11 protein-coding genes are annotated in these 13923 nt (G+C 41.4%); 2 read left to right on the forward strand and 9 right to left on the reverse strand.

What is annotated here, in order from left to right; all coding sequences use genetic code 11:
- Window positions 1-132 precede the first annotated feature (132 nt).
- The 5 genes from J7K40_13675 to J7K40_13695 form a co-directional block, all read right to left on the reverse strand.
- Window positions 133-588: a diguanylate cyclase gene (locus tag J7K40_13675; protein ID MCD6163445.1), complete on the reverse strand. Its 456-nt coding sequence runs from the start codon at window positions 586-588 to the stop codon at window positions 133-135.
- Between the two features lie 249 nt (window positions 589-837).
- Window positions 838-2235, reverse strand: a complete 1398-nt coding sequence (locus J7K40_13680) for a sigma-54-dependent Fis family transcriptional regulator (GenBank protein ID MCD6163446.1) — start codon at window positions 2233-2235, stop codon at window positions 838-840.
- A gap of 4 nt (window positions 2236-2239) precedes the next feature.
- A complete protein-coding gene (locus J7K40_13685; GenBank protein ID MCD6163447.1) occupies window positions 2240-4324 on the reverse strand; it encodes a response regulator in 2085 nt (694 codons plus the stop codon).
- Complete coding sequence (locus J7K40_13690; GenBank protein MCD6163448.1) at window positions 4314-5663, reverse strand: GAF domain-containing protein; 1350 nt, start codon at window positions 5661-5663, stop codon at window positions 4314-4316. The genes J7K40_13685 and J7K40_13690 overlap by 11 nt, the downstream gene beginning before the upstream one ends.
- Window positions 5664-5704: 41 nt before the next feature.
- Window positions 5705-8125: an immune inhibitor A gene (locus J7K40_13695; protein MCD6163449.1), complete on the reverse strand. Its 2421-nt coding sequence runs from the start codon at window positions 8123-8125 to the stop codon at window positions 5705-5707.
- Between the two features lie 193 nt (window positions 8126-8318).
- Between J7K40_13695 and J7K40_13700 the strand changes: the two genes are divergently transcribed.
- Both J7K40_13700 and J7K40_13705 read left to right on the forward strand, forming a co-directional pair.
- Window positions 8319-9467: a hypothetical protein gene (locus J7K40_13700; protein MCD6163450.1), complete on the forward strand. Its 1149-nt coding sequence runs from the start codon at window positions 8319-8321 to the stop codon at window positions 9465-9467.
- 4 nt (window positions 9468-9471) lie between these two features.
- Window positions 9472-10563: a site-2 protease family protein gene (locus J7K40_13705; protein ID MCD6163451.1), complete on the forward strand. Its 1092-nt coding sequence runs from the start codon at window positions 9472-9474 to the stop codon at window positions 10561-10563.
- Window positions 10564-10697: 134 nt separating this feature from the next.
- Here J7K40_13705 and J7K40_13710 read toward each other — a convergent pair whose 3' ends face one another.
- The 4 genes from J7K40_13710 to J7K40_13725 form a co-directional block, all read right to left on the reverse strand.
- Entirely contained in the window at window positions 10698-11954 is a 1257-nt protein-coding gene (locus J7K40_13710; GenBank protein ID MCD6163452.1) for a dihydroorotase, read from the reverse strand.
- 7 nt (window positions 11955-11961) lie between these two features.
- Complete coding sequence (locus J7K40_13715) at window positions 11962-12894, reverse strand: aspartate carbamoyltransferase catalytic subunit (protein MCD6163453.1); 933 nt, start codon at window positions 12892-12894, stop codon at window positions 11962-11964.
- Window positions 12891-13442 (reverse strand): bifunctional pyr operon transcriptional regulator/uracil phosphoribosyltransferase PyrR, encoded by a 552-nt coding sequence (pyrR, locus tag J7K40_13720; GenBank protein ID MCD6163454.1) that lies wholly within the window; start codon window positions 13440-13442, stop codon window positions 12891-12893. Before pyrR ends, J7K40_13715 begins: the two co-directional genes overlap by 4 nt.
- A 224-nt stretch (window positions 13443-13666) precedes the next feature.
- Window positions 13667-13923, reverse strand: a 257-nt coding sequence (locus J7K40_13725; GenBank protein MCD6163455.1) for a hypothetical protein, incomplete at its 5' end; no start/stop codon positions are given.

The following is a 13923-nucleotide window of genomic DNA, read 5'->3' on the forward strand; positions in this document are numbered from 1 at the left end:
GCGATGTTTGCTGGAGTTGTCCAATGTCTTGTTGTTCTATGGGCTGCGAATCAAGCAAGTTTCGCTTGTTGGGTGATATTTAAAGAACTCTATGAAAAAGGCCGGACAGTAGTGATTTGATTTATTAGTCAATTACAGCGAGGTGCGTATCGAATCGTAAAATGAATTCGGCGTACTCTTGTTATCAGGGAAACTTCCAAGGCGAATATCGACACGCCAATTCATCGGGGAATCAAACATCTCATGCAGGAAATATTTGATGCTCTCCTGAATACGATTTTTAACAATATCCGCGCCATCTTTTTGGGTTTCAACCAAGAGAATGCAGATTTTACCGTCATTGAAGCCTGAAATTATATCGGTTTGCCGAATAGTTTTTCTGAGAAGTGTTTTCATCCTGCGGGAAGTTTCGCTGTTGAGATTAGGAATTTCAATATCTCCGGTTTTGTTAAATCGAGTTGTGTCGATTTTAATAAACGAAATAAAACTTAAATACCTTTGTGCTCTTTTTAATTCTTGTTGAACACGGGAAAGAAAATTATCTCTTTCTTTATACAACTCATCTAAAATCTCAGTTTCACGATCCATTACCAGACTCTCTTTTTAAACTATACGAGACAGGGATTAGCAACAACTGGAAAACCCTATTCATGATTGTTTTAAAGCAAAAAGAATGCCGCATTTCCCACATTTACCAATCTTAGTCATTTAATCTTCCAGCACTTATAACTTAGTGAAATATTAAAAATTAACCCCCTTGTCATAGCATTAATATAGCGAATTTGTTCTAAATATAATCAAACAATTGTGCAATACAATACACATTGTTTGCAAGCATCAATCTATTATTTTGTATTCTTTTATTTTATACAATAATGACCTATAGCTAATATCCAGTAAAATTGCCGCTTTACGCCGGTTCCAGTTTGTTTTTACCAAGACTCTGCTTATAAGGTTTTTCTCAATTTCTCCAACAACTTTATTGACTTTTTTCTTAAGATTATAATCGCCATCATCCAAATTGACAGGTAAAGAAACCTCATCGGTTCCGGGAGAAGGTATTGGCCCTTTTAAAAATTCATAAATAATATTCACATCCCCGCGAACAATAATCTGTTTGATAAGATTCTCAAGCTGACGAACATTTCCAGGCCAATGATAGTTATATAGATGTTTCATTGTTTCGGAACGGATATTTATTTGTTCTTTATCATATAATAGAGAATATTTTCTTAGAAAATGCTCCATTAACAGCATTATATCATCTTTTCTTTCTCTTAATGGCGGCAGCTGTATGGTGATTTCATTAAGACGGTAATACAAGTCGTTGCGAATAATTTTCTGTTCCATAGCCTCTTCAAGATTACGATTTGTGGCGCATACAATTCTAACATCGACATGAATATTATTAATACCGCCTACTCTGACAAATTCTTGCTGCTCTAATACCTGAAGTAATTTTGTTTGTAATTCAATAGGCATCTCGCCGATTTCATCGAGGAACATTGTGCCCTTGTTGGCAACCTCGAATCGTCCCGGCTTGGTTTTGTTGGCACCGGTAAAAGCGCCTCTTTCATAACCGAAAAGCTCAGATTCTAATAATTCGCGGGGAATTGCTGCACAATTTACTTTTACAAACGGCTCGTCTTTCCTTGGCGAAAGCTTGTGAATCATGCGAGCGATGATTTCTTTGCCAGTACCTGATTCGCCCCTTATCAGGACTGTTAATTCGCTGGGAGAAATTTGTTCAACCACATTTTTCACATTCAACATCGGCTCGGTGTCGCCTATAAGAATTTCATTCTGGCTTTCCCTTATTTTCTTCTTAATATCAATAAGCTCTTCTTTAAGCTTTTTCTTTTCGAGCACGGTTCGGATATGAATTTCTAGTTCTTTAACATCAAAAGGCTTAGGTATAAACTCAGTAGCCCCTCTCTTTATTGATTCGACGATATTTTTTGTGTTGCCATGCCCGGACAGCATTATAACATCCAAAGAAGAGTCGGTGTTCTTAATTTTTTCGAGAACATCAAGACCAGATTGGCCAGGCATTTTTATATCCAGCAATACAAGATCAGGTTTAATATTCGGCGACTTTTTTGAGAGATATGAAATCGCTTCCTGTCCGTCACGAGCAGATTCTATTTCATATCCCAAACCAAGCCCCTCTGAAATTATCCAAGGAACTTTAGGGTCATCATCAACGACTAATATCTTTACTTTATCGCTATCCATAATGCTATATAGGTAAATCTATTTTAAAAGTTGTTCCTTTGCCTAAAACGCTTTCGACATTTAAACTACCGTTGTGCGCCTTAATTACTCTTTCGACAATAGCTAAACCCAAACCTGTGCCTGTTTCTTTGGTAGTATGATACCTGTCGAAAATACGATACAGTTCATTTTCCGGTATACCGCATCCGGTATCGATAAACGCAATTCTAACATAAGGCTCTTGGGCAGGATGAAGCATTATATTGACTTCAAGTACCCCATTATCCTCCATGCTTTCGATGGCGTTCAACATGATATTTATAACTGCCTCAAAAATCTCATTGTTATTGATCTCAATTTGGGGAACATCATTATCTTGATTTATGGTAAACCTAATATTTTTCTTTTCCAAGTCTTTTTCCAAAAGCTGAGAGGCTTTTATAATTACATCTTTTATCTTTGCTTTTGATGTACTGTACATGTTAGGATTAGCAGAATTTACTATTTCCATAACCAGATCATTTAAACGGTTTAATTCGTTTTCGGAACTTTCAAAAAACTTAGAGGCCTCTCTACCCTTAATTTTACTTTTATAAACCTGGACATTTCCCTTTAAATTAGTCAGCGGTTTTTTCAAGTCATGACAGATTTCAGAAATTATCTTCCCCATTGTTACTAATTTAATGCCATTAAGAATAGCTTTTTGGCGTTCAACTACAGAAACTGTCTGGGAAGCTACAATAGCAGCTAAGTTGCTTTCAGAATTGCTTAACTTATTTTGAGAAATAATCGTCATTATTCCGCTAACCGTATTGTGCAATTGAATTGGAACAACTTCAATTGCATGCTTTTTAGCAGATAAACAATCTGCAAACCATTTCATTAATTGATCCTTAACATAATCTATATCGACATTCTTACTTCTTTCTATAACTTCTTTATTTGTTTTCAGTTCAATAGGAGGCTCCGGATTAATTCGGCAGTCTGAGGATTTATACATAAATTCCCGTCTGAACAGGTTTATCCGCTCTGCCAGACCATACCAAATAACCGCTTCTATGTGAATAAGTTTGCGCAATTGAGAAAATATAATTTCGCCGACTCTTTCAATGTGGTCAATCGTGGATATTTTTCTGGTTATTTCAAATAGAACTGTCAACTCGTTTATTTTTTCATCCCTGTCAGCAAAAATATTTGCTCTATCAATGGCGATAGCTGCCTGAGCGCCAAAAGTGTTCAGAAGTTTAAGGTCATGTTCATCGAAGGTTGTGCCGGTTATTTTATTGTTGATATTAACAACACCCAGTATATTTCCCTTATACTTTAGCGGCACGGAAATCAGGGATTTGGACTCATAGTGCTGGCGATTAACCCGGGAAAATCGGACATCGCTTTCGATATCTTTAATTATCAGCGGCTCGCCCGATTGGGCGACATGACCGGAGATAGAATCGCCAACTTTCAGGCGCGTCTCGGCTACGATTTGCTTTGATAAACCGCAAGCTGCGCCTATATATAACTCCTGCTTATTCGGATCAAGAATCATAACCGAGCCTATCTTAGCCCCGATTACATCAATAGCTAAGGATAAAATCTGAGTAAGCGTTTCAGTAAGGTCTATGGTGGCAGCTAAAATAGCACTGGCGCTGTATAAAGCATCAATCTCGGAAAGCTTTTGCTCCAACATATGATTGGCAACTTTAAGTTGTTTAAGAAGACGTTCTTTTTCGAGAGCAGTTTGTCTTTTTTCAAGCGAGCGGGCGATAGCAATTTTAAGCTCTTCAAACTCGATAGGTTTTGTGATATAGCTGAAAGCGCCTTGGTCGACAGCCTCTTTGGCAGATTCTAAAGAAGCATAACCGGTCATCAGTATTACCTCAAGAAAAGGGTCTTTGTGATGAGCTTTTTCTAATATATCGAGGCCGTTTACGACTGGCATTTTGATGTCTGTGATAACGAGGTCAAAACTTTCGTTTTCAAGAAGCTTAGCTGCTTTTTCAGAGTCGGTGAATGCCTCAACCGTATGTCCCTCGATTACTAAAAGGGTTTTAAGGCTTTCGCTCATTCTCTTTTCATCATCTATTAATAAGATTTTAGAACTATTCATCATCTTTTCTTTCTATCGGCAAACTTATTTGGAAAGTTGCTCCGCCTTTATCATTATTATATACTATTATATTGCCCTGATGCCACTGAATAATTCCATAGCAAACCGATAATCCAAGGCCTGTGCCCTTTTTATCCTTGGTAGTGTAGAATGGTTCGAATATTTTTGACATGTTCTCTTTAACTATTCCGCCGCCATTATCACTGACATTTACCTGAATATTTGAGCCGGCAGCTTTGATTGAAATACGAATCTCTCCCCCATCTTGCATAACATCTTTGGCATTCATTAAAAGGTTTAAAAATACTTGTTTAAGTTTTTCAACAGAGCCGCGTATTTTCGGCAAATCCTCATCAATATCGTTATGGACTTCAATTCCGGCGTTTGTTAATTGATTGGAAATAAGAGTTAAGGTTTCGGCAATCACCACTCTTAAATCGACATCGGTAATCTTTTCCTGATGGGGTCGATAGAAATTTAAAAGCTGTCTAACTATGCCGGCAATACGAAACACTTCTTCCTTAAGTATTTTTATATAATCAGCATAAACATCATCCGGTATATCTCTCTTAGCCATAATTTGAAGGTAATTGCTTATAATTCCGAGAGGATTATTAACCTCATGAGCGATGGAGGCTGACAATTTTCCAAGAGCAGCCATTTTTTCTGTTTCGACCAACAGCTTTTGAGTACGTTGAAGTTCCTCATTAATTTGACGTTCGCGCTCATAAAGCCGAGCATTTTCTAAGGCGACAGAAAGCTGGTTCATCAATAATGATAAAAATTCCAGGTCGTTTTCACCAAAGTCAGCTTCGGATATTTTCTTCGGAAGCAATAAAATTCCAAGGAGCCTGTTTTTCATCAACATGGGAGCAACCAGTTTTACGCTCAATCGATTTAGTAATTCGTCTAATTCCTGATCGGCATCAACACTTGCATACAAGTCATCGGAGGTCAACGGTTTGCCCGTTTTAATAAAAGTCTTTATCAAGGGGCTGTTATACTTAACTCTTAAGTTCTCCAAACAATCGGCGCTTAAGCCCTTAGAATGAGGATTCGCTAAATACTCTGCCTCTTTATCTGTCAGCAATATTATCGCGCTTTCTACTCCCATTTGGCCAAGACATGTAAGCAAAATAGCATCGATCAATGAACCTGTATCCAGCATCGAGGAAAGATGGCGGGATATTTCAAATACGGTATAAAGATCGAAAATCTTCCGGCGAAGTCTTCTGTTGGCATCGCTAAGCTGGCTGATTCTGACAGATAAATCATTATCATTAAGAGATGAATTATCCCTGCTATCATCCGGCAAAGGCTCTAAAGCTTTACTGTTTGTCATCTATAAAAATATTCGGCAATGCCCGGTCTTTTGTTAACAACTTATGGACAATCTCCCCTAACTGGCGGATTGCCGGAACCCCTGAAATAAGCGATTAAATAAACAATATCAGAACCGATGACCTGGCAATCGCCATTGGCATCGCCGCTCAAAAAAGGAGCGGGAGCAGGATTTTGCCCTTTAAAGTAAGCCGCAAGATAAGTAATATCAGAACCGATAACCGAGCCATCTCCGTTAGCATCGCCGGGAAGGAAATCAAGCTGAAGCATAAAATCTAAAGTCGTATCTGAGCTAATCGCGAAAGCAGGATATAAAGAATCGGCATACTCGTCATGAGCGGCAGCTATATTATAAACACCAGGTTGAATTCCCGATATAGAATAATATCCATCGATATCGGTTGTATCAAACAAGCCAATATCGGAAATTGTTACAATCGAGCCAGTGAGGTCAACAGAAGTATCATAAAGGGCAACATAACCAGATAAAGAATAAAACTGTCCGACAACCTCAATCTTAAAGCGATTAGATAACGGCGACAGGTCTCCCCTGTCATCCCGGGCAGATACCCGAAAAGTGTATTCGCCGGATGAGTAAGGTCCCACTTGCAAACTTTCCTGATAGGCATATTCAGTCAGGATAGTCGTTGAGGCAAATGAATCATAAGGATAAATATCATCGATATAGATGCCTTCATTCTCAATCACATCATCTGTCCAGTAGCGGAATCTGATATCGGCTTCCTGTCCTGCATAATCAGCTAATGAATACTGCGCCAAAACCCAGCCGCCTGAACTGCCGGTGATGCCAAATTCCTCATTATGGTTATTCGGGTTTGATGATGTTGACCGGTTGCCGTCAAGCTGATACCATACATAGCCGCCATCGGTGGAAATTTCGACATAGGCATAGTCCCAATCGGTTTCGATATCATACCAAGTCCAAAATGTCAGCGTATCGCCGGTTTCGATTTTGAGTCTTTCTTTTAATTCTGCTATAGCCCGATAGCCGTTTCCCTGCCCTGAATATATAGAATAACTCCCGCTATGCTTTCGAGTGGTGCTTAAAGCAAAACTCTCAAGCTCAAAATCGGATGCCTGTTCGCATTGATTAGTGATTTGCTGATAACCGGTTTTCTCGACAACATAATAGCTGACAGTAGCATTGAATGTATCAATATCCGCAGTTTGCCAGTGAATGTAAAAGCTTTGGTCTGCAGGCGCTGTCGCTGGCGATGTTATTGCGGGAATCTGCGGATTGCGCCGTTTGTATATCTCATAAGCATGGTTAGAATAATTCAACAAAGCCTGAACATTTTCGTTTATCAATACGGGAATACGCGCCAATGATGGCCAAAATCCATCGGAGCTATTACCTACCTCATGAGTGATGGCATACACTTTTCGTTTGCTTTGTCTTTCGCCCCAAGCCCAGTCATTAGCATCTCCGTTTGTGTTATACAATAACTGCCAGGCAGTACCGGCAGCATAGCCCATAGTATTATGGGCATAATTGCCGAAATATTCCCAGTATTCGCTGACATTTTCATTAATGCCATCATAATAACCCCAGGACCAAAGACACAAATTGCTGTAGGAGTGGAAATTTTGAATCCAGGCGAAATCATGGCTTTCAATAAACGACATTAAGGCCTGAATCTCCGGCTCGGAACCGGGAGTTGGCCCGCGATAGGTATTACTTGAGGTATATCCAGATGAGCCGCTGTTGTCATAACCCCAAAAATAGGGATAGTTGCGGTTTGGGTCGACCCCATAGGAGCCATCGCCGTTGTTGCGGCGGTTTTTGCGCCACATGCCGCCGCCGGAGGGGTTTGTTTGACGGTTATACTCATAGCCATCCGGGTTGACAATCGGGACTATGAAGAACTCGTTATTATCGACTAAATCGGTAATATCAGGGTCGATACCATAATTTTCCGAAAGCTCTTTTATAAATTCAACACATATATCGACAGTAACCGGTTCGCGGGCATGATGCAAACCATCGATAAATATCTCCGGCTCGTTCTCATCGACACCGGGATTATCCGAAACCTTAACCATCCAGAGATCCCTGCCCTCATGAGTCTGACCTATAGATACTTTGGGAGCTACAAGCGCAGGATAATTGCTTGCCAGCGAATCAAGCGCCGCCATGGTCTCGGAATATGTCCTGAAGCCGCCCATTGTCGTGCCGACCGGATAGCGGCTCTGGTAAAAAGCCGTCAAGTCCTCATGGATGATTTCAATTGGAAGTCCCCATACTTTTATGAGATTATAAGCTAAGCTATCGGCTATTATTTCTATATATTGGTCGGGTTGAAAATCGACAATATCGAAACCGGAAAGTCTTGTTATTGTCTCACTGCTTGTATCGAGTACTCTTATCTGCTTATAAATATCAGCCCCGGCAGAAACCGTTAAAAAGATAGCTATGATTATAGTTAGGAATCTGACACGCATTTTAACCTCTTTGCTGTAATTTATTTTACTTTAATACATTCAGTTAGCAGTTTCAATGCTTTAACATATTAATTTAATCAAACTATAGCGGTTGTCAATGATTTTGTGCATAGGTTTTCATTTTGATATGCCGCGGATACCATGAAATAATATAAACTATTGCTCACATACAATAGAAGTATTATATAAAAGCATGAGATATCTTTTGATATTATTTCAAATATTGGTTGGCTGTACAACACTTTATGCAGATGACGGCATTCCGATATCGAGATTAGATTATAGCGACATTAATGGCCAGCTTTCAATCGCGTATGAGCTTTGGCAAAATGGGAAAATTAAATTAGCCATATTAGAAATCGAAAAACAGCTTGAAGCTGATTCATCGTTAATTACTGATGCCGCTGTAATATTAGGCGGTAATTATCATCTCAAACGTCTGACAGATAATATTTATACCGATAGAGTCGGGGGGTTTTCCCCCTCCGGCAATAAGCTGGCATATTCACAGGATACCTTTACGGTTCGTATTGATGACGGCATGTTCGACTGGCTCGAGGAGAGAAACACCGGCCTCGCCTATTATGATTTCACAGTTGATAAGGAAACAACGCTCGAAATATTTGAAGAAAATCCCGGCAAACCGCGTTTTTTATCAGATACCTGTATTCTATATATTGCCCGGACAGATACCAATCCCGAAAACACTCCTAAAATAAATTTGTTTGCCTACGATTTATCAATGGGAACAACCACCACTTGTTTTCCGTTTCAAAGGCAAAGCTACTGCCCTTATGAAAATGGGGTTATTTTTTATGACAGGCATGAAGAAGCGATAGTGATAAAAGATTTACAAAACCATGAGCAGGATGTTCTCTATCATAATGAGAGCATGATAAATTATCGGCGTCCGCTGAGGTTAATTCGTAATTTCTGCATCGGCAGTGATGTAATCATGTTCGATGCGGGGGAATCATCATACAAAAGTATTTACGGAATTTCCCTCAATGGCAGTGTGCCGGAGATTTTAATTACCGCACCTTTATCTTTTGGAAATGATTCACGTTATTATCCGGCAGCGGTTAATTATAATGAATTCGCCTACTTAGTGAATTATTACGGCAATATAGATATATATTATCATAAAGCCGATAAAGATTACAGGCTGACATTCGATGGTGGAGACAAGTATTATTTAGCAGTATCTCCCGATGGCTCAAAGATAGCATATTCTTACAGATTGTTGTCTCAGAACCAGGAATCGTATGAGATATTTATGCTGGATTTCAGCATTGAGGCTAATATAGAGGATTTAATGTATAGATTTAAGGTATATCGGTAATATAATGCATGACAACATATTAGTAAAATCCTATATCGAATCGCTCAAGGGTCTGGTCGAGGTCGATGTGGTTTATGGCAGTAAGCGTGATATCATATTACAGGGTAGGTTTAGTTCGTTAATCGGCGGCAGTGAGTTTGACATATTAAATAGAATCGCTATGCTTCCCGGCAAACCGGAGATTATCTGTGTCGAGCCAAAAGTAGTTGTGCGGATTACAATGCCGGGCAAAGTAAGCATCAGGAAAGTACCATGGTTGAATATCGTTTTATTTATACTAACTCTTTTTTCCACTCTTTTAGTTGGCGCCGGTAATGCCGGAACTGATTTTGTCAACAACCCTGAGATGTTCTGGACTGACCCCTGGAAGATTATACTGGCGGGCATGCCGTTTTCGTTTCCGCTTTTGGGGATACTGTTATTTCATGAGTTCGGGCATTACATAGCCTCACGTCTGCATAATGTAAAAGTCTCCCTGCCATATTTTATCCCCTTTCCCAATATTATAGGCACGATGGGGGCTGTGATAAGATCCAAATCGCCATTTATAACTCGCATACAGCTTTTTGATGTCGGTGCGGCCGGGCCATTAGCGGGGATGGTTGTTGCCATACCGGTTGTGATATGGGGCTTGGCGCATCCTGTTTTTATTACTGAGACACCGGATATTTCCGGTTTGTTTTATCTTGGAGATTCGCTTCTTTTTACATTGATAAGCTGGCTTGTTCATCCGCCGACCCCGGATGGCTATATCGCTGTTCTTAGTCAAACGGCTTTTGCCGGCTGGGTCGGCTTTTTGGTTACCATGTTAAACCTTCTGCCGATTGGCCAGCTTGACGGCGGGCATGTGATGTATGCCATGTTTGGCAAGATACAGCGCAAAATCGCTTATGCCGCATTATTAGCATTGGTTGTTTTATCATTTTACTGGACCGGCTGGATTTTATGGGCATTGCTGGGATTTTTCTTAATCAAGCCGGCTCATCCCCCGACTGTGCTGGATGAGATACCCTTGGATAAAAGGCGCATGGCAATCGGTTATCTGTGTATTGTTGTTTTTGTATTATGTTTTATGCCTGTGCCTATTGTTTTTTGATTGAGGGTTTTGGCGTTAGGATATCGTCCGTTGCGGCATCCGCCTAATGTTGGCTACTCTGATGCATACCAACAAGAGGGCGTATCCGCCAATGGCGGACGCCCTACGCGCAGATATTTTTATTAATCCTACGTCTATATCTCAAAAACGGTTTTGCCGCCGACAATCGTTCGTACGGCTCTGCCAACGAGCTTTCTGCCTATAAAAGGCGAATTCTTTGACAGCGATTTGAAATCATCCTCAGCAACATTCCATTCGCATTCGGGGTCGATAATCGTTATGTCGGCAGGAGCGCCAGCCTCAAGCTTGCCGGCAGGTATATTGAGAATGCAGGCAGGCGTTGAGGACATCATCTTAATCGCCGTCAGCCAGTCGATGACGTTTTTCCTGACAAGCTCAGTAGAAACAAGCCCAACCGCCGTTTCAAGTCCTATCATTCCCGGAGGGGCGTAGTCGAATTCGAGTTGTTTCTCATCATAGGCATGAGGCGCATGGTCGGTGGCGATAACATCAAAGACGCCATCGGCAATGCCTTTTTTTATCGCCTTAATATCCTTTTGGGTGCGCAAAGGCGGATAGACTTTCAGATTGGTGTCATAGGTTTCCAGCAAATCATCGGATAGCGTAAAATGATGAGGACAGACCTCAGCGGTAACCATGATATTTTTCTTCTTGGCTTTCTTGATCAAATCAACGCCGCCGGCTGTGGAAACATGAGCGATATGAACAAAACCGCCAGTATATTCAGCCAGCATAATCTCGCGGGCAATCATCAACTCCTCGGCAACCCTCGATATTCCGCGAAGCCCAAGCTTGGAGGCAATATACCCTTCGTTGGCGACTCCACCTTCGGCAAGGTCGTTATATTCGCAGTGAGATATCACCGGCACGCTCAGCATCTTGCAGTACTCTATTGCCCGACGCATGATTAGGCCATTCTGCACGCCGGAACCATCATCGGAAAAAGCGACCGCGCCAGCCCGATGCATGTCATCCATCTCTGCCAGTTCTTTGCCCAAGCGGCCTTTTGTAAGCGCGCCAATCGGGTAAACATTGACCACAGCCTCTTTGGCTTTCTGTATAACGAATTTAACTGTCTCCTGATTGTCAATAGTCGGCTCTGTATTCGGCATGCAGGCAGCCGAGGTGAATCCGCCAGCGGCGGCGGCTTGCGAACCGGTAAAGATTGTTTCCTTATACTCATAGCCGGGTTCGCGGAAATGCACATGCATATCAACCAAGCCGGGACATACCAGCTTTCCTGAGGCATCAATATCGCCTTTATCTTTCTTCTTTGACTTGATGACCTCAGCTATTTTGCCTTTTTTGACAACAATTGCGCCGGGTCCGAAATAGTTATCGGCCGGGTCGACAATTGTTCCGCCAGTTATTGTAAAATCACTCAATTTTTCCAACTCCACCGCTTAACAGGTATAAAACCGCCATTCTTATCGCCACGCCATTGGTTACCTGTGGTAATATCACCGAATCGGGACTATCGGCAACCTCTGAGGCTATCTCCACGCCGCGATTCATCGGGCCCGGATGCATTATTGTATAATTCTTGTTAAGATATTTAAGCCGCTCTTTTTTTATGCAGAATCTATTGCTGTATTCTCTTAAGGTCGGCAGCAGTCCCGCCGATTGCCTTTCTTTCTGAAGACGCAGGATATTGACTACATCCGCGCCCTCGAGCGCCTCTTCAATGCGAGTGTACACATCGATACCCATTTGCTCAACCTCGTATGGAAGCAGAGTCGTCGGAGCGCACACCGCCACGCTGGCGCCAAGCGTTTTCAGTCCCCAGATATTAGAGCGAGCAACGCGGGAATGCTTTATATCGCCGATAATGGCAACCCGCAATCCTTTTAAGTCGCCGTATTTTTCACGGATAGTAAAGATGTCAAGCAAGCCCTGCGTCGGATGCTCATGAAAGCCATCGCCGGCGTTTATAATTTTCGAGCCACAATTTTGGGTAAGCATATACGGCGTGCCTGAGGCTGAGTGACGTATAACAATCATATCTATTTTCATCGCCTCGATATTCCAGACAGTATCTAAAAGCGTTTCGCCTTTGACTACTGAGGAGGATACCTTAGCGAAACCTATAGCATCGGCAGACAATCTTTTTTCGGCCAGCTCGAATGAAATTTTTGTGCGCGTGGATGGCTCATAGAAAAGATTCAGGACAGTGATATGCCTTAATGTGGGGACTTTCTTTATCGGGCGCGAAAGAATTTCTTTTAAGGTAACGGCGGTATCGAGGATTAGGTTTATCTCATCGGCGGTCATGCCCTCAAGGCCAATGAGATGTTGAGAGCTTAGTTTCATTTCACCTCTCCCCCGTTACTTTGCTGAAGTATTACGCTGTCTTCGTCATCGTGTTCTTTTAGGTTGACGATGACATTTTCATCGGTGAAAGTCTGCAGTTTTATAGCCGTGTAATCAGCGCAAATCGGCAGTTCGCGATGGCCGCGGTCGATAAGCACCGCCAGCTGGATGCATCGCGTGCGGCCGTAATCGGACAGTTCGTTAAGTGCCGCCCGGACAGTCCGGCCGGTGTAGAGAACATCATCAACGAGAATAACTATCTTGTCATCGATGGAGAAACTCAAATCGGTTTTCTGGATAATCGGCTGGTCGAGCTTGATTTGGACATCATCGCGGTACATGGTGATATCGACTGCGCCGACTGGCGGGGCTGTTTTCTCAATCCGCTTGATAACTTTCGCTACTCGTTCGGCTAAGAATACGCCGCGCGTGCGGATGCCGATAATCACCATATCATCAGCGCCGCCGTTGTGTTCTAAAATCTCGTAGGCGATTCGCTCGATAGACCTTTTAATGCCTTTGGCATCCATTATTTTTGTATTAATCATATTTTATCCTAAAAAAAACCCGCCTGCAGCGGATTGGCTATTTTATAAACACATCTCATTCTGAAAGCTCTTTTATATATTGTTGGAGAGGGATTGTCAAGGGGAATATTTTGTTTTGTAGGATATTTTATGTGTTTGGATGAGAAAAAGCATATCAGATGGTGGTGTCGGGTTTCTCCCGCTGGTCGGAACCCGACCTACTTGAAATCTACTTAATCTTTTACTCACTTTATTTTTACAAGTAAATATTTAAAAATACTATGATTTGGATTTTTACAATTTTTACTCTTATCTATTTTACTATAATCTGACCATGAAATTTCATATTTGTTACTTAATGTTATTTTTTCTGTTCGACCTTTTTTTATTCCAGAAGAACTATTATTTTCCCATCCATGTTCACCTTTCTCAATTTCATTTGAATCTTGAAGTCTAAATTGTATATCACTCGGAATTTTTTTTCTATTGGTTTTTTTCCAGT

The organism is Candidatus Zixiibacteriota bacterium, from assembly GCA_021159005.1.
Lineage (GTDB): Bacteria > Zixibacteria > MSB-5A5 > UBA10806 > 4484-95 > JAGGSN01.